The 17355-nt window shown below is 58.9% G+C and carries 16 protein-coding genes; 9 read left to right on the top strand and 7 right to left on the bottom strand.

The genetic code is table 11. The annotated features are described in order from the left end of the window. The first annotated feature begins 39 nt into the window (after positions 1 to 39). Positions 40 to 702: a hemolysin III family protein gene (locus tag GOW04_RS03435; protein ID WP_171231554.1), complete on the top strand. Its 663-nt coding sequence runs from the start codon at positions 40 to 42 to the stop codon at positions 700 to 702. A 961-nt stretch (positions 703 to 1663) separates the two neighbouring features. On the opposite strand, the gene GOW04_RS03430 is transcribed toward GOW04_RS03435, so the two are convergent. The 3 genes from GOW04_RS03430 to GOW04_RS03420 are packed head-to-tail and all read right to left on the bottom strand — an operon-like array spanning position 1664 to position 5086. Further along, on the bottom strand, positions 1664 to 3133 hold the full coding sequence (locus GOW04_RS03430) for a carboxypeptidase M32 (protein ID WP_171231553.1): 1470 nt from the start codon (positions 3131 to 3133) through the stop codon (positions 1664 to 1666). A 1-nt stretch (position 3134) separates the two neighbouring features. Beyond that, positions 3135 to 4283: a heme A synthase gene (gene ctaA / locus GOW04_RS03425; protein ID WP_171231552.1), complete on the bottom strand. Its 1149-nt coding sequence runs from the start codon at positions 4281 to 4283 to the stop codon at positions 3135 to 3137. Between the two features lie 59 nt (positions 4284 to 4342). Beyond that, a complete protein-coding gene (locus GOW04_RS03420; protein WP_171231551.1) occupies positions 4343 to 5086 on the bottom strand; it encodes an RNA methyltransferase in 744 nt (247 codons plus the stop codon). 155 nt (positions 5087 to 5241) lie between these two features. Between GOW04_RS03420 and GOW04_RS03415 the strand changes: the two genes are divergently transcribed. Continuing rightward, positions 5242 to 5862 (top strand): thiamine phosphate synthase, encoded by a 621-nt coding sequence (locus GOW04_RS03415; protein WP_171231550.1) that lies wholly within the window; start codon positions 5242 to 5244, stop codon positions 5860 to 5862. Here GOW04_RS03415 and GOW04_RS03410 read toward each other — a convergent pair. Beyond that, complete coding sequence (locus GOW04_RS03410; protein ID WP_171231549.1) at positions 5859 to 7001, bottom strand: HupE/UreJ family protein; 1143 nt, start codon at positions 6999 to 7001, stop codon at positions 5859 to 5861. The genes GOW04_RS03415 and GOW04_RS03410 overlap by 4 nt on opposite strands. 171 nt (positions 7002 to 7172) lie before the next feature. Here GOW04_RS03410 and GOW04_RS03405 point away from each other — a divergent pair, with 171 nt between their 5' ends. The 3 genes from GOW04_RS03405 (at position 7173) to GOW04_RS03395 (ending at position 9716) form a co-directional block, all read left to right on the top strand. Then, positions 7173 to 8066, top strand: coding sequence for a PfkB family carbohydrate kinase (locus tag GOW04_RS03405; RefSeq protein WP_152458128.1), 894 nt, complete (start codon positions 7173 to 7175; stop codon positions 8064 to 8066). Next, the gene (locus GOW04_RS03400) at positions 8063 to 8974 is read left to right on the top strand and encodes a pseudouridine-5'-phosphate glycosidase (RefSeq protein ID WP_171115686.1); all 912 of its coding nucleotides are present in this window, start codon (positions 8063 to 8065) and stop codon (positions 8972 to 8974) included. Before GOW04_RS03405 ends, GOW04_RS03400 begins: the two co-directional genes overlap by 4 nt. Before the next feature lie 64 nt (positions 8975 to 9038). Further along, complete coding sequence (locus tag GOW04_RS03395) at positions 9039 to 9716, top strand: DUF502 domain-containing protein (RefSeq protein WP_152458130.1); 678 nt, start codon at positions 9039 to 9041, stop codon at positions 9714 to 9716. Here GOW04_RS03395 and GOW04_RS03390 read toward each other — a convergent pair whose 3' ends face one another. Next, positions 9717 to 10742, bottom strand: coding sequence for a patatin-like phospholipase family protein (locus GOW04_RS03390; protein ID WP_171231548.1), 1026 nt, complete (start codon positions 10740 to 10742; stop codon positions 9717 to 9719). It lies immediately after the preceding gene. A 64-nt stretch (positions 10743 to 10806) separates the two neighbouring features. Beyond that, entirely contained in the window at positions 10807 to 11580 is a 774-nt protein-coding gene (locus tag GOW04_RS03385) for a 3-hydroxybutyrate dehydrogenase (protein ID WP_171231547.1), read from the bottom strand. 298 nt (positions 11581 to 11878) lie between these two features. Between GOW04_RS03385 and GOW04_RS03380 the strand changes: the two genes are divergently transcribed. Beyond that, the gene (locus GOW04_RS03380) at positions 11879 to 13696 is read left to right on the top strand and encodes an extracellular solute-binding protein (protein ID WP_171231546.1); all 1818 of its coding nucleotides are present in this window, start codon (positions 11879 to 11881) and stop codon (positions 13694 to 13696) included. Between the two features lie 557 nt (positions 13697 to 14253). Then, entirely contained in the window at positions 14254 to 14493 is a 240-nt protein-coding gene (locus GOW04_RS03375) for a hypothetical protein (protein ID WP_170344111.1), read from the top strand. Here the strand turns inward: GOW04_RS03375 and GOW04_RS03370 are convergent. Then, positions 14482 to 15105: a helix-turn-helix domain-containing protein gene (locus GOW04_RS03370; RefSeq protein WP_171167898.1), complete on the bottom strand. Its 624-nt coding sequence runs from the start codon at positions 15103 to 15105 to the stop codon at positions 14482 to 14484. The genes GOW04_RS03375 and GOW04_RS03370 overlap by 12 nt on opposite strands. A 64-nt stretch (positions 15106 to 15169) precedes the next feature. Between GOW04_RS03370 and GOW04_RS03365 the strand changes: the two genes are divergently transcribed. Next, the gene (locus GOW04_RS03365) at positions 15170 to 16687 is read left to right on the top strand and encodes a class I adenylate-forming enzyme family protein (RefSeq protein WP_171231545.1); all 1518 of its coding nucleotides are present in this window, start codon (positions 15170 to 15172) and stop codon (positions 16685 to 16687) included. Next, positions 16684 to 17343, top strand: a complete 660-nt coding sequence (locus tag GOW04_RS03360) for a DsbA family oxidoreductase (protein ID WP_152458137.1) — start codon at positions 16684 to 16686, stop codon at positions 17341 to 17343. Before GOW04_RS03365 ends, GOW04_RS03360 begins: the two co-directional genes overlap by 4 nt. Positions 17344 to 17355 lie beyond the last annotated feature (12 nt).

Raw genomic sequence — 17355 nt, 5'->3', positions numbered from 1 at the left:
CCGCTTGCCCGAAGCCATTCTGACGCCTAGCTTTTTTATATGTGGTCTTTTGCACATATCCGACCAGCTTACAGCCGCACAGAACGTATCAGCGACGGGGTGGTCCATGTGCTCGGTGTCTCGAGTGCGTTGATTGCGGTTCCCCTGCTGATCACGATGACCATCAATTACCGGTATGATCAATCTGCGGTACTGGGCGCGTCGGTTTACGGGGTGACGTTGATACTCATGCTGACGTTTTCTGCGTTGTACAACATGATCGAAAGCGAGGAATGGCGCGGGTTTCTGCAACGCCTCGATCATTCCGGCATCTACGTCAAGATCGCAGGGACCTATACGCCGTTTTTACTGTTGTCCGGTGCTCAGCCTCCTGGGCTGTTGCTCGGGTTGTGGTCCTCGGCAACGCTTGGGTCAGTTCTCAAGATGTTAGACCCAAACCGGTTCCGTTGGTTCGGGCTTGCGCTTTACCTTATGATGGGTTGGGCAGCCGTCTGGGCCGGGCGATCCATGTTGGCAGATCTGTCCCCCACAATCGTCACACTGATGATTTCCGGTGGGCTCGTGTATACGATCGGTGTCGCCTTCTACCTGCTGGATTGGCTGCCGTTCCACAATACGATCTGGCACGTATTTGTGTTGGTCGGCAGCGTTTTGTTCTTTGCAGCCGTCGCGACCCGGATTGAACTGGTGCCAGTGGTTTAGGTCAATCTGTGCATGTTTGTTCGGCAAGTGTTTGGGCAGAATGAAAGGACGCGCCACCCAAAATCAGCGTTCAGTGTGAAATCAAAAAACAATCTGACTTTCATATATCGCAGTCTCCACTCGATCTTCACGTGATCGGATTTGTGCTCGCAGCACTCTGGTCCAAAGCATTCACCGCTTCAAACCAGTCGCGCATCACAACGCTCCAGCCATTTGGAACGCCATGCCTGATTTAGTAGCCAACAACCGAAATGTTCAAACCGGTCTCATAGTCCCCCGGAATGCGCCGATCATAGCACCATGCTAAAAAACTTGGTCCCATTGAAAACCCGCAGAGGTCCCGCGCCTTAGTGTGGCTTCCACGGCGCCCATAGAACCTGGATCAAACCAATCAGAACCGGGCGTGGCGAAGGGAGTACCTCTGTTGTCGTAGCCATGGCGGCAATACATGTCGAAATCTGTTGATGCGCACTTTTCCGGTTCGCCGCGGGAATGGCCGGTGGTTACGATCTGTGCCAGATCAATGGGGAATCGTGCCAACACCTCCTCAAGCGTATTTGGCAATGAATTCAGAAACATCGCGCCTATCGTGAGAGTCACTCCAAACCCAGCCTGTGCCCCGGCCATTCTGGTGCTCAATTTCCAGCGTGGTCGGAACGACGCTGGCCTACCGGCGTTCAAGTACCGGTGTGACAGGAAACACACTCTGAAGCACCCGTTGCGCGTTCCGCGATATCCATGAAGAAAAATCACGGTTGGACATAGTCATTCGCCCTTCGGACGCAAGACACTGGGTTGTCACCCGGAAACCATACATGAAATACCCGCGCGCCCGAATTCCTCTGCTTGGTACAGATGTGAAAACGTTTTGCACGACACGCTGGTTTGAGTATTCAAGCCAAAGCCAATGTTGCAGCGTATATGGCGAGAAGCCTTGCCAATCGGCTACCGATTCATGCTGTCACAGCCCGTACAATCCGCTGAACTTCTGTTCCAGATAGTCCAGCAAAGGTTCGGGCCCCGGCTCTACTCCACTCGCCCTCTGGATAATCTCGCGTGGGGCATAAAGCCCGCCATGTTGCTGAACGTGTTCGCGCAGCCAAGCGGTTGCGCCTGTTGTGTCACCTTCTGCCAGTTGCGCATCCAGTTCAGGAACTGCGCCGCGCAGTGCCTGATACAGACATCCTGCATAGACATTGCCCAGCGAATAGGTCGGGAAGTACCCGAACAGCCCAACCGACCAGTGCACATCCTGCAAGCAGCCGTTCGACGGTTTGTCGACCGCATAACCGAAGTCAGCCTTGAAGCGGTCATTCCAGGCCGCCTCAAGTTCGTTGACCTGCAAGTCCCCGGCCATCAGCGCGCGCTCTAGATCGAACCGAAGCATGATGTGCAGATTGTATTGCACTTCATCGGCTTCGGTGCGGATATAGCCGTTGTGAACCCGGTTGACGGTAGCGTAGAAAGCATCTTCATCGGCAATTCCGAAATCGCCGAATGCGTCTTTCATCTGATCGAACAACCATCCCGTAAACGCACGCGAACGGCCAAGCTGGTTTTCATAGATCCGGCTTTGGCTTTCATGCACCCCCATGGACACGCCACGCCCCAGCGGCGTCAGCAGGTAGCCGCGGTCGATCCCCTGTTCGTAAGCCGCGTGGCCGACCTCGTGAATGGTGGAATAAAAGCAGTTGAACGGGTCCGTTTCGCTGGTTCGCGTTGTGATACGCACATCCAGGCCCGAACCCGAGCTGAACGGGTGAACCGCCTTGTCGACACGGCCGTTGTTGAGGTCATAGCCGAAGGCGACCGCCAGTTTTTGCGTAAGCCGCATCTGGGTCAGCTCGTCAAAGCTTCCGGTCAGCGCGGCAGGTTCAGGGCGTTCCAGAACGGCCGCGCGCAAGGCCACAAGACGTGGGCGCATCTCATCGAAAATGGCCGCGATCTGAGCGCCGGTCGTACAGGGTTCATAATCCTCGACCATGGCGTCATAGACGTCTCCGCCCTGTGCCAGCGCCTCACCTTCCTGACGCTTCAGCGATACGACCTCTTCCAGCACCGGAAGGAACGCCGAGACATCTTCATCCGCGCGCGCCTGGGCCCATGTTCCCTGTGCGGCGGACGTAATTCGGGCAATCGCCGTAGCCAGATCGGCAGGCACCTTGACCGCCCGATCATAGGCGCGCCGGATTTCCCGAAGCTGCGCCTTTCCGACTTCATCCTGAGGCGCAGCCTGATCCAACCACTCTGCCACGCGCGGATCCGATCGGCGCGCGTGCAGGACGGCCTCGATCGCCGCCATTTCCTCGGCGCGTTGAGGCGCGGCCCCGCGCGGCATGACGGTTTCCTGATCCCAACCCAATCGTCCGGCGATCTGGCCCAGTGCTGAGGTTTCACGCTGAAAAGCCATCAGTTCGTCGAAAGCGGTCATGTTATTTTACTCCGCGCACAGATGTTGCGATTGGATATGCAGTCAGGAACCGCGTGCGCAGGATAAGGGTCCAGACGACGACGGCCATAAACTGGTGGAAGATGGCGATCTGCCAGGGCGCTCCGTAGACGACGGTCACAATGCCGACGACAACTTGCAACGACAGGGCCGCAAAAGCCGCGTTGAAGGCGAAGCGCGTCTGAGGATGCGCGCTGGCGCTGCCGCGGCGCCAGACGACAATAGCAAAGATGAACAACAGGTAACCTGCGCAGCGGTGAATAAACTGCACAAGCCCCGGGCTTTCGAAGAAGTTGCGCCACATCGGCTCCAACGCGGTGGCGTCCGGCGGCAGCAGCTGCCCGCCGATCAGCGGCCAATCGGTATAAGACCGTCCGGCGTCGATCCCGGCGACAAGCGCGCCAATGAGTATTTGCAAAAAGGCGAAATGCATCAGGCCGGTGGACAACGAGAACAGTTTCGCTTCCTTCATGCGACGCGCCTGCATCAGGTCACGTTCTTCCCGGCCAAGCTCGAAAATATACCAGGCGAGGAATCCGAGAATTACGAATGCCAGCCCCAGATGGGTGGCCAGGCGATAGCTGGCGACGGCGGTCATCCCCTCGCCCTGCGTCACACCCGATGCGACCATCCACCAGCCGACAGCACCCTGCACACCGCCCAGAAGGCCGGGGATCAGCAGCTTGCCGGTCCAACCCGTGGGTATCTTGCGGGCCACGAGGAAGCCCAGGAAACCGATGGCCCAGACCAGCCCGATCACGCGGCCCAGTTGGCGATGCCCCCATTCCCACCAATAGATGGTTTTGAAGTCGCTCAGCTGCATCCACTGGTTCTGAATGCGCCACTGGTCAATCTGCTTATACTTGTCGAACTCGGCCTGCCAGTCTGCCTCGCTCAACGGTGGAACGGCTCCGGTGATTGGGTGCCATTCAGTAATCGACAGCCCGCTGTCAGTCAGCCGCGTCAGACCGCCGACAGCGATCATCACCACGACCAAAGCGAACAGGATCATCAGCCAGGCACGGATTGCCTTGCGCGCACCGCCACGCCCCCGGTCGATCATACCGGGTTGAACGGTCTGTTGTTTTTCGGTGTCCGAGACCTCTTCGAAGATGCTGCGCTTACCGCTCATGCTGTCCTCATGTCCTGATTTCGTCGCAAGCTAGGGTGTGGTGGAAGATAGGTCCAGCCTCAGCCTTTGTCTTTCCAGCGGACCATCTGCCGCATGATCCCGTGCAGCATCTGCACGTCGGCCCGCGTCATCCGCATCCGCGACCACAGGTTGCGCAGGTTGATCTTCATGCCCTCGGCCTTTTCGGGGGGGTAGAAGAACCCGGCCTCTTCCAGCCGGTCCTCGTAGTGCTCGACCAGTTTTTCGACTTCGATCCCCGTGGCCCAGTCGCCCTTGCCCAGATCGGTGGATTCATGCACCACGTCGCCGGTCTGGCGCATCCACTCGTAAGCGGTCAGCAAAACGCATTGGCCCAGGTTCAGCGACGCGTATTCCGGGTTCACGGGCACCGAGATGATTGCGTTTGCCGTGGCGATGTCTTCGTTCTCCAACCCTGCGCGTTCGGGGCCGAACAGAACCGCAACCTTTTCACCCGCCGCGACCTTTTCGGCGGCGATCTGCATGGCGCGCTCGGGGCTGTAGACGGGTTTGGTCAACCCGCGCTGCCGTGCAGTGGTGGCGAAGACAAAGGTGCTGTCGGCCAGCGATCCGGCCAGATCGTCAAACAGCTGCGCTTCGTCCAGCAACCGGCCCGCACCGCTGGACATGGCCACCGCCTTGGGGTTTGGCCAGCCGTCGCGGGGCGCCACGATGCGCATCCGGTCCAGTCCAAAGTTCCACATCGCCCGGGCCGCGGCACCGATATTCTCACCCATCTGCGGGCGCACAAGCACGAAGGAAGGCTGGGATTTGTCGCTGGGCATGGTTCACCTTATGAAAACTTGGCCTGCTGTAATCGGCAGGCTCTTGCAGGGCAAGGCGCTGGGGCTGGAATTTGCGTGGTCTCGGCCATAAAAGTTTGCTTCCCCGCCGCAATCCGCTAAACCGCGCCAAAGACCAAAAGCCGAAGGACGCGCCCATGGACACCCCCGAGCAGCCGCAGATTTACCTGATCACGCCTCCGACCATCGAGCTGAGCACGTTCCCCGCCAAACTGGCATCGGTTCTGGACGGGGCCGAGATCGCCTGCATTCGTCTGGCGCTGGCTGGCAACGACGAAGACAGCATCGCCCGTGCCGCTGATGCCTGCCGCGAGGTGGCACACGCCCGCGACGTGGCCATCGTTATCTCGAACCACGTGCTGCTGGCGCAACGTCTTGGGCTGGACGGGGTGCACCTGGATGACGGCGCACGTTCGGTCCGTGCCGCGCGCAAGGAGCTGGGCGCGGACGCGATCGTCGGAAGCTTCTGCGGCGCGTCCAGCCATGACGGCATGACGGCGGGTGAAAATGGCGCGGATTATGTGGCCTTTGGCCCCGTAGGCACCGCCACGTTGGGCGATGGAACCCGCGCCGAAAAGGATCTGTTCCAATGGTGGTCCGAGATGATCGAAGTCCCGGTCGTGGCCGAAGGCGGCCTGACGCCCGAACTGATCGGTGATCTGGCCCCCTGCACCGATTTCTTCGGCATCGGGGACGAGATCTGGGGCGATGACGACCCGCTGGGTGCGCTGAACAGGCTGCGGGCGGCAATGTCTTAAGCCAGCAACCAGGGTTCAGCCATCCAATACACACCGATCCCGGCAATCAGCATCGAGGCCAGAACCGATATCCGGCCTCGTTTTCTGTGTGACCCGCCTGCAACCAAAAGCGCGCAGGCAAAGGCCACAACAGCCACAAAGACGACAGGCAGTATATTTCCGACGCCAAACCCCAAAACAGCAGGGGCCAGATGATCGGGCGGCACCCCGATCTTTGTCAAATCCGAAGCCAGCGCCAATCCGTAAACGCAGCCTGCGGCAAGCACGGCCAGCAGGCGCCAGACCTGCAAGTGCCGGGCCACCAGATTCCATAGCGCCAGAATGATGATCGAAGCCACCAAGGCCTGATCCTGTAAGCTTTCCGGCAGGTCCAGCACGCCGTACATGTCCAACCCGAGCCCGACAAAAACCCCTGCTGCCCAAAACGCCACCTGAGACATCACAGGCCGCAGGCTCAGCGTCAGCATCACGAGTGTCAGAACAACGATGGTTGGCTTGAGGGGGCTTTGAACAAATCGGCTGATCCCCTGTGCGAAATACGTCTGCAATGTCTGCTCGGTCGTCAACGACGCCCCGCCCCGCAACGGGATCAACGGGCTGATTTCTCCGGCCGCCAGAAAGCCAGTATACGGGGCCACAACCTTTTGCTGGCGAAGCACGGCCGCCCCGCCATGCAGTGGCCAGGTCAGGCGCAGGTTCGATGCCTGATCCGACAAATGAGCGGTCAACAACAATTTGGAAACACGCACTTTTTCCACATCCCCCACAACGGGAATGCGCACACCTTCATAAGACAGGTCGAGGCGTTCAGGCGCTTCGACCACGAGGTTCTGCTTCCAGACCTGAACGAAATTTCTGATCTGCGGTTCCAGTTCCGACGACACCATGCGCCGCAGAGATCGGTACTGTGAGTTGCCGGAATAAGCGTCGGGTTGTGTCGGATCGGCACCGACCAGCATGGCCTCGGCGTTCAGTTTCACCTCAAGAAACAGAGTGTCATCCTTGACCCAAAAATCAATGACCGTCGGCGAGGCCGTTTGGGCCTTTACGGATCCCGGATGCAAAGTCAGAAGAACGACAAAACTCAGGGCGCAGGTATTGAGGGCTCGGAGGATGGCACGGAAGACAGGGCCATTCATACGAAACGCTCCAACAGGAAAATATAACCACCAATCATTGTTTTTGATTGTTCCCGCGAAGACCACGGATCGCAAGCCCAAAGGCGATATCGGCCCAGGCCGGTCGGGAATCTCTTGTTGCGATGACGTTCCGGCTTGCACGGGCAACACCGCTGCGGCATGACATCCCCTATGACTCAGAACACCAATATCCTGTGCATCGGTTCGGTCCTTTGGGACGTGATCGGCCGATCGGCCAGCGCCATGCGACAGGGCTCGGACGTGCCGGGCCGGATCACCCGCCTGCCCGGCGGCGTTGCGATGAACATTGCCATGACACTGGTACGTTTCGGCATGACACCCACCCTGCTGACCGCCATTGGCCGAGATCCCGAAGGCGACGAGCTTGTCCATGCCTGTTCGCGCCTCGGCATGGTGACGGATCACATCTATCGGTCGCAGGATTTGCCAACTGACCGCTACATGGCTGTCGAAGGTGCGAACGGGTTGATCGCGGCGATTGCCGACGCGCATTCGCTGGAGGCCGCAGGCGCCAAGATACTGCACCCCTTGATGCACGGGCCTCTGGGCTATGAGAACGCACCATTTGAGGGCCCGATCGCCCTGGATGGCAATCTGACACTGGACCTGCTTGAAGAAATTGCCCAAAGCCCTGCTTTTGCGCGTGCGGATCTGCGCGTGGCACCGGCATCGCCGGGCAAGGCCGAACGATTGCTGCCGTTCCTGAAACACGCCCGCGCCACGCTGTACGTGAACCTCGAAGAGGCCGGTATCCTGTGTCAGCGCGAGTTCACCGATTCCGAATCCGCGGCCAAAGGCCTTCTGGATCGCGGCGCGCTGCGGGTGCTGGTCACCGACGGCGGCAATTCGGCAACCATCGGAAGCTCGACAGAAATCCTGACGCAAACACCCCCTGCCGTTCTGGTCACCCGCGTGACCGGTGCCGGGGATACCTTCATGGCGGCCCATATCGCCTCAGAATCCGGCGGTGCATCCAGTGACGAGGCTCTGACCCGCGCTCTGCACGCCGCTGCAACCTACGTTTCCGGAGAAACCCCACTGTGATCGACATCCAATATTCTGCCGAGGTCCGCACCGCCAAAGACGCGGGCCTGCCCATCGTCGCGCTGGAAAGCACCATCATCACCCATGGGATGCCCTATCCGCAGAACATCGAAGTCGCGGTACAGGTCGAACAGGACGTCCGCGATGCGGGTGCGGTTCCTGCAACCATGGCCGTGATCGAAGGCAAATTGCATGTCGGGCTAGAGCAGGATCAGCTGCAATGGCTGGGTCAGGCCCAAGGCGTTGCCAAGATCTCGCGCGCGGACATGGCGGCGTGCATCTCGACCGGTGGCACCGGGGCCACCACCGTTGCCGCCACGATGATCGCCGCGCACTATGCCGGGATCGAGGTTTTTGCCACCGGCGGTATCGGCGGAGTGCATCAGGGGGCCGAGACCACCTTCGACATCTCTGCCGATCTGCACGAGCTTGGGCATACGCCCGTGACCGTCGTCGCAGCCGGGGCGAAGGCCATCCTGGACCTCGCCAAAACGCTTGAGGTTCTGGAAACCCTGGGCGTGCCTGTGATCGCACATGGCCAGGACGAGTTTCCTGCGTTCTGGTCGGCAAAGTCGCCCTTAAACGCGCCCCTGCGCATGGACAGTGCCGATGCCATCGCCAAAGCCCACACGACCCGCCGCGCGCTGGGTCTGCCCGGCGGGCAGTTGGTGGCGAACCCGATTCCAGCCGCCGATCAAATCCCGGCCGAGGAATTGGCCCCCATCATCGCCGAAGCCCAGTCAGATGCAGATGCCCATCGCATCACCGGCAAAGCCGTGACCCCCTATCTGCTGCAACGTATCTTTGAAAAGACCGAAGGCCGGTCATTGGTCGCCAACATCGCCCTTGTTCGAAACAATGCGCGTTTGGCGGCCAAGATCGCGCAAGCGCTCGTCAAACAGAGGTGACGTTAACCTATTGTACCAAGGCCGTGGATTGACTACCTAAATCCGGAAACCATTCGGAACCGCAATGAATACACCCTTCGACGAAGAGCCTCACCGCCGCCCGGGCATGCTTTCACGGCTGCGCGCGTCCTTTTTGACGGGCATCGTGGTCATTGCGCCTGTCTGGTTGACGGTCTGGCTGATCTGGTCGGTGGTCGGCTGGATAGACAGCGCGGTCCTGCCGCTGGTGCCCCAACAGTTCCAGCCCGAACAATACGTGGGCATCAACCTGCGCGGTGTGGGTGTGGTGATCTTCCTGATCTTCACCGTTCTGGTCGGCTGGATCGCCAAGGGCATTCTGGGCCGTTCCCTGATCCACTTCGCCGAAAGCGTTGTTGATCGGATGCCCGTCGTGCGCTCGGTCTATTCCGGGATCAAGCAAATCTCGGAAACGGTGTTTGCCCAGACCGAGCGTTCTTTTGAAAAAGCCTGCCTGATCCAGTACCCGCGTCGCGGGATCTGGGCCATCGGCTTTGTCTCGACCAGCGCCAAGGGTGAGGTCAGCCAACGCGCCGAAACCGGAGGCGAGCTATTGAGCGTGTTCGTACCCACAACACCCAACCCGACATCTGGGTTTCTGCTGTTCTTCCCCGCAGAAGACGTGATCCTGCTGGACATGAGCATCGAAGACGCCGCCAAACTGGTGATTTCGGCGGGGCTTGTATACCCGAATGGAAAAGACCCGACACAGCCGCCCGAGTGATCAGCTGAACATCGCAGGCAGATCAATTGTGCTGGTCTGACCCAAATCGTCCTTATGGTTGGCAAGAAAACCATCTGCGGCGTTGCGTCCGGCCTGTTTCAGCTTGTTCAGAATGACCGGATTGGGCACGGTTTTGGTGGCAACAGACAGGCTGTTCATCAACTCGTTATCTGCAATCATGTGAACCAGCACGCGGCTCATCTCTCCGGCCGTCAGCTTGCCTTCTTTCAACAACCGCTGGACAAAGCTGATCGCCCGCAACTCGCGAAACAGGGATGAGTTGAAGCTGATCTCGTTGATCCGGTTCTGGATTTGCTGCGGCGTGATCGGAACCTCGTCGCGCTCCAGCGGATTGATGTTCACGATCACCACGTCATCCGGCAAATCATCGTTGAACAGCGGATAGAGCGCCGGATTGCCGGTATACCCTCCGTCCCAATAGGCTTCGGTCCGGTTTGTCTTCGGGTCAAAAATCTCAACCGCCTTGAACAGGGTCGGCAAACAGGCCGAGGCCAGAATAGCATCCGTGCTGATCTCGTCTCCGGTAAAGACGCGGATCTTGCCGCTGCGTACGCAAGTGGCGCACACAAACAGGCGCGGGCCTTCTTCCGCGCATATCTCGTCAAAATTGAACCTGTCCACCACCGGCTTCAAGGGGTTGCTGTAGAACGGTCCGTACGCATAGGGCGACACCATCCGCGACCACGCATCCCCGATCGAAAACGGCACAGAATATTCCACCGCCTGCGCGATGGCCGCCGGTTCCAGGCCGCGAAACCAGTTGGCAAAACGCATGTCGCCAATAGCGCCCATGCGCGTCCACAACCCATCCAGGCGCGCCCGCGCGCCTTCGCGCCCGGAATGAACCATACCAGATTTGTAGGCCGCACCGTTCAGCGCCCCTGCGGAAGTTCCTGTGATGGCAGCGACCTCGATGTCTTCCTCGTCCAAAAGACGATCAAGCACACCCCAGGTGAACGCCCCATGCGCCCCACCTCCCTGCAAAGCCAGATTGATCCGCTTCATACCGCAACCCCTTCATCTTTTTCAAAATACTCCGGGGGTGTGGGGGCAGCGCCCCCACGAAACCTCAAAGCGCTGTCCAGCCACCATCGACGGAAATCGTGGTTCCGGTGATCTGAGCCGCCGCGTCCGAGCACAGAAAGACAGTCGTTCCACCCAGTTGCTCGACGGTGGCGAACTCCTTGGACGGTTGCCGTTCCAAAAGAATGTTCTTCACAACGTCCTCACGGCTCATGTTGTATTCTTTCATCGTATCGGGGATCTGCGACTCGACCAGCGGCGTCAGCACATATCCCGGGCAGATGGCGTTGCAGGTGATCGGCTCCTGCGCGGTTTCCAGCGCTACGGTCTTGGTCATTCCCACCACGCCGTGCTTGGCCGTAACATATGCCGCCTTGTAAGGGGATGCCGTCAGACCGTGGGCCGAGGCGATGTTCACCACCCGCCCCCAACCCGCCTTGCGCATCATCGGCAACGCAGCCGCTGTGGTGTGAAAGGCCGAGTTCATGTTGATTGCGATAATCGCGTCCCACTTTTCAACCGGGAACTTATCGATCGGTGAGACATGCTGAATACCAGCATTGTTCACCAGAATATCACAGGACCCCGCCTGTTCGATCAGTGATCGGCATTCCTCGCCCTTGGACATGTCGGCCTTGATGTAGCGCGCATTGGTTCCGGTCTCTTTCGCAATCTCTGCGGCAAGCGCGTGATCTTCATCGCGATCCGTAAAGGAATTCAGAACCACATCGGCTCCCGCCTTGGCCAGCTCGCGCGCTACGCCCAGCCCGATGCCCGAATTTGATCCCGTGATGATTGCCGTTTTACCGGACAGGCTCATGTCCATTCTCCCTCAAGCGTTAATCAGGCGCACCATGCCATGCTGCACCTGCAAAGAAAACGGGGAAACACATCCGATTGGAATCCTGGCCTGAGACTTCGCGACGCACAAAAAAACGCCCGCACGAAGCGGGCGTTAAGTTATTGAGGCAGGTTTCATACAGGCAAGAAACCTATCGAGCAGTGCAACCTTTATAAGCAATTCTGCGCCTTGGTCCAAGCTAAAAGTTTGATAATAAGAAAAATCATCACTACGGTGAATACCAACAAAATAAGGCCAGAGCAGGATTGTTTCCAAAATGAGCCCGGATTTTCTCCGTCCGTTTCGATCACTTGTGGCGGGAATCGCCAGCATTTTCGTGATCTCTGTCGCCCATGCAGAATCGTCTCATGGCATAGCTATGTATGGGGACCCGGCCCTACCACCGGATTTTGTGTCACTCCCATACGCCAACCCGGATGCACCCAAAGGCGGCAAAGCCGTGTTCGGAAACACGGGCGGCTTTAACAGCCTGAACCCGTTTTTGCAAAAAGGCACCTCGCCATGGCAATTGCCTTTCTGGACCCATGAAAGCCTGATGGGACGGTCATGGGACGAACCTTTCACACTTTACGGGCTGTTAGCCGAATCAGTTGAGACCGATCCAGACCGGTCCTGGGTCGAATTCACCCTGCGGGAGGAGGCGCGGTTTTCCGACGGCAGTCCGGTCACGATCGATGATGTTATCTGGTCTTACGAAACGTTGGGCACGCAGGGGCATCTGCGCTATCGCGGTCTTTGGGGCAAGATCGACAGTATCGAACAAACCGGCCCGCGTTCGGTGCGGATCACGTTCAATGAACCCGACCGAGAGCTTGCGCTGCTGGCCGGGATGCGCCCGATCCTGAAAAAGGCGCAATGGGAGGGCAAGGAATTCGCGGATGCGCAACTGCATGATGTACCGATTGGAACCGGCCCCTATGTGATCGAAAGCTACGAAGCGGGGCGCTTCGTGAATCTGCGACGCAATCCGAACTATTGGGGGAACGACATCCCGTTTCGCCGCGGCACCATGAACCTTGATGAGCTGCGGATCGAATTCTATGGCGACGGCAGCGTCTTGTTCGAAGCTTTCAAGGCCGGAGAACTGTCAGCCGTGCGTGAATTCAACGCCGACAAATGGGACACGCAATACAACTTTCCCGCCGTGCAGCGCGGCGATGTCATCAAGACCGAAATTCCGCATGGAAAACCTTCGGGAATGACCGGGTTCGTGATGAACACACGAAAGGCTCCGTTCGACGACTGGCGCGTGCGCGAAGCGCTGATGCTCGCGTTCAATTTCGAGTTCATCAACGATACGGTAACCGGTGGTGCGCAACCAAGGATCACGTCTTATTTCTCGGGGTCCGACCTTGCGATGCAGCCCGGCCCGGCCCAGGGGCAGGTAAAAGACCTGTTGCTTCCTTACGCTGACATCCTGTTGCCCGGCACGCTGGAAGGGTATGAACTGCCGAAAGGCGACGGATCGGCCCGGAACCGGGCAAACCTCCGCAAGGCCGCCGGACTATTGGCCGAGTCAGGCTGGACCGTTCAGGATGGCGTGCTGCGCAATGCAAATGGCGATCCCTTTCAGATGACTTTCCTGCTTCAACAGGGTGACAGCGAGATGGCAACCGTGGTCGAGATCTATTCCCGCGCGCTGGAACGTCTCGGCATCCGGGTCACGACGGAACAGGTCGACAATGCCCAATATGTCGGGCGCACGTCTGAACTGGACTTTGACGTCACGACGTTCCGCCGAGCGCTTTCCCTGTCTCCCGGCAATGAACAGCGCCTTTACTGGGGCAGCGAAACTGCCGATGCCCCCGGCACTCGCAACCTGATGGGCGTATCTTCACCCGCGGTTGATGCCATGATCGATGCCATGCTGGCCTCAAAAACCCGCGAGGACTTTACCGCGGCCACCCGCGCGCTGGACCGGGTATTGACGGCAGGCCGCTATGTCATCCCGATCTGGAGCTTTGACATCGGGCGCATCGCGCATGTCAAAGAGCTTAAGCACCCGGAAACCCTGCCTATCTATGGCGACGGTCCGCAGTACATGCCCGAAGTCTGGTGGTACGACGCCCGGTAAAAGGCGCAAACCCAAGACCAGCCGTTGTACATGTGAATCCGGCTGGCCTTTCCAATTGAAGTTTCCGAAAGACGGAAGCTTGAAGTTCCAGCTGTTTCATACAAACAGCGCTCAGGAAATTTCCACCAATCGGCAAATTTCAGCACATTGCCATCCCACACAAGATATCGTTTGGCCGCATTGGAAGCATCGTAATCAGGGTCCAACATCGTCACATGCAAGCGATCCGGAAAGAAACACCTACAACCAGTTTTACTTATCTGGAAAATACGCATATATTTTGCGCATTTAGGCTTAAAAACGAGCTGGCGATGACCCCGCCTCTCTGCCTGCCGGGACAATCTGGCGCTGCGGATTACAGAACAACCGGGCCCGCCACCACTCACACCAAATGTAGGCCCGTCGGCCCGTTGCGGAAACTTCGCAGCGGGCACTTTTCCCCTCAAGAAGGCAAGGTCCAGCGCTGCGACATTTTGTCATGTCTTACGTAACGGCACCCTATCCGTACTCTGAAGCGGGGGAGAGCAGTCCTAATCGTTGCTAAGGGAAGCTCATTGATGATGAACTGGACCGATCTTACAAACGACTGGAATGCGGCATGCGAACGCGCAAAGCGGCGTTTTCCGAACCTGCGTGACAAGGACATGATGCGCGTGTTGAAGGATCGAAAAGGGTTTGAAGCCTATTTGGCCGAACGTCACCAACTTACGATGAATGAGGCGCATGAAGAGGTCGAAGATTTCCTGTTCACCGAAGGGCTGAACCGGGAATTCAGCAGAACCGCTTTAGGCAAGTGATGTAACCCAAAGGATCGTCGCGTCTTCATCACTGACGGAAATCACGTTGTGGCCCATGCTGCCGTCGTAATACGCGCTGTCCCCTCTGCGCATCTCAACCGGCTCGTAAAACTCGGTGTAAAGCTTGACGACACCGGTCAGCACATACATGAATTCTTCGCCGTCATGGCGCACCCAGCCGTCAAATTCATCCATTGATCTTGCGCGGACCCGCGCACGATAGGGCAGCATCTGTTTCTTGGTCAGGGTTTCGGCTAGCAGCTCATGCTCATAGGTTGTGGTGGCATGAGCCGTGCCGTCGCCCACACGGGTGATCGCCATGCGTCCGATCACCTGATCGCGCTGGGGCGGCGTAAACAGTTGCGGAACAGAAATCTCCAGCCCGGTCGCAAGCTTCTTGAGCGCGTCGTAAGTCGGCGACATCTGCCCGTTTTCAATCTTGCTGAGGGTCGAGCGTGCCAATCCGGCCTGACTGGCGGCCTGTTCCAATGTCCATTCCCGCGCTTTGCGCAGCTCTCGCACACGTGCGCCAAGGTCCAGCGGTTCGACTTCGGTATGGTCGCCAGAGTCGCGGGCAATTCGGATCAGAGATTTGGGATCTTGAGTGCTCATGACCCTTCTATAGGCCCGGCCAGCCACGCTTGCAACGCGGCAGGCGGCGCGATAGCCAGAGGCCATGTTGTCAATCTTCGATCAGGGGTCGCCCGCACCCTGCCCCACGCCATTCAATCTGGCGGCTCATGTTCTGGGCCGCGCCGATCACGTGCCGGATAAAGTGGCTTTGTCGATACTGCGCCCGAACGGCGCGCAGGACTGGACCTATCGCGATCTAAAAGCGGCTGTGCTGGGCACAGGCACGGGATTGCTGCGGGCCGGGTTGAAACCCGGTGATATCGCGCTGATGCGGCTGGGAAACACGGTGGATTTCCCGATCGCCTACCTTGGGGCAATTGCCGTGGGCATCGTGCCGGTGCCGACATCGTCACAACTGACGGAACCCGAAACCGCCAAAATGATCGACGAGCTTTCTCCGGCTGTGATTCTGCGTGATCCAGGCGTTGCCTGCGCCTCGCATTCCAAGCAGATCGGGCTGGACGCGCTGAAAGCGATGCGATGCCTGCCCCCGGCAGAATTTGACATGGGCGATCCGGAACGTATGGCCTATGTCGTCTATACCTCTGGAACCTCGGGCAAGCCTCGTGCCGTGGCCCATGCCCACCGGGCAATCTGGGCGCGGCAGATGATGGTCGATGGCTGGTATGGCCTGCGCGAGACCGACCGGCTGTGCCACGCCGGAGCATTCAACTGGACCTATACGCTGGGCACCGGCCTGATGGATCCATGGACCATGGGCGCAACTGCCCTGATCCCCGCGCCCGGCACCGAAATCACGGCCCTGCCTGCCCTGCTGCGCCAGCATGGCGCAACGATCTTTGCAGCGGCTCCCGGGGTCTTTCGCAAGATGGTGCAAGGGTGCGATCGAATGGAGCTGCCAGACCTGCGCCACGGCTTGTGCGCGGGTGAGAAACTGTCGCGCGCGCTGCACGAAAAATGGCGAAAGGCCACCGGCACCGAGTTGTTCGAAGCCTATGGCATGTCCGAATGCTCTACCTTCATTTCCTCCAGCCCGGATCACCCCGCGCGCGGCGACGCATTGGGACAACCGCAACCGGGGCGTCGTGTGGCGATCCTTGGTCCGAACGGTCCGGTGCCAAAGGGCCAAGAAGGCACCATCGCCATTCACCGCACTGACCCCGGTTTGATGCTGACCTATCTCAACGCACCCGATGAGGTTGAAACGCGGATGCAGGGAGAGTGGTTTCTGACCGGCGACCAGGGCGCCATGGCCGTGGATGGTCAGATCAGCTATCTGGGCCGCGACGACGATATGATGAACGCGGGTGGCTATCGCGTGTCCCCGGTCGAGGTCGAAGCCGCCCTGTCCCGCTTTCCGGGCATCACGCAGGTCGGCGCCGCCGCGGTTGAGGTCAAACCGGACACATTTGTGATAGCGGCCTTCTATACGGGCCCGGAAAAGCTGGACGATGCGGCCTTGCGCACCTATGTCGAAGCCAACCTGGCGCGTTACAAACAACCGCGCGCCTTTATCCATCTGCCCGCCCTGCCGACCGGCGGAAACGGCAAACTCCTGCGCCGGGCGCTGCCGGCCTATTTCGAGGCACCAACAAAATGACCCAGACCGTCAAGCTCGACATCCTGTCCGATCCGATCTGCCCGTGGTGCTATATCGGCAAGACTCAACTGGACAAGGCACTGGCCAACGTACCCGACCACCCGTTTGTCATTGAATGGCATCCGTTCCAGTTGAATCCTGACATGCCGGATGCGGGAATGGATCGGCGCGAATATCTCGAGCGCAAGTTCGGCGGCAAGGACGGCGCGGTTCGCGCCTATGCGCCGGTGGTGGAACATGCCGAAAAGGCCGGTCTGAACATCAACTTCGAAGCCATGAAGCGCACCCCCAACACGCTGGATGCGCATCGCCTGATCCATTGGGCTGGCATCGAAGGCAAGCAGAATGCCGTCGTCGACGCGCTGTTCGATGCCTATTTCGTGCAGGGTCGCGACATCGGCGACCACGAGGTGCTGGCCGACATCGCAGACAGCGCCGGAATGGACGCCGCCGTGGTCATGAAGCTGCTGAAATCAGACGCCGACCGCGAAGATATCCGCAGCCGCGATGCCCATTCCCGCAAAATGGGCGTGAGCTCGGTCCCGACCTTCATTGTTGCGAACCAACATGCAGTTCCCGGTGCCCAACCTCCTGAAATGTGGGAGAAAGTGATCGCCGAGATCATGTCTCAACTTGAGGCTTCCCCTGCAGAATAGCACAGAGGTCTG

The organism is Ruegeria sp. HKCCA4812, from assembly GCF_013034245.1.
Lineage (GTDB): Bacteria > Pseudomonadota > Alphaproteobacteria > Rhodobacterales > Rhodobacteraceae > Ruegeria.
Note: the sequence above shows the minus strand (reverse complement) of the source record. Positions and strands in the feature narration are given on the sequence as shown.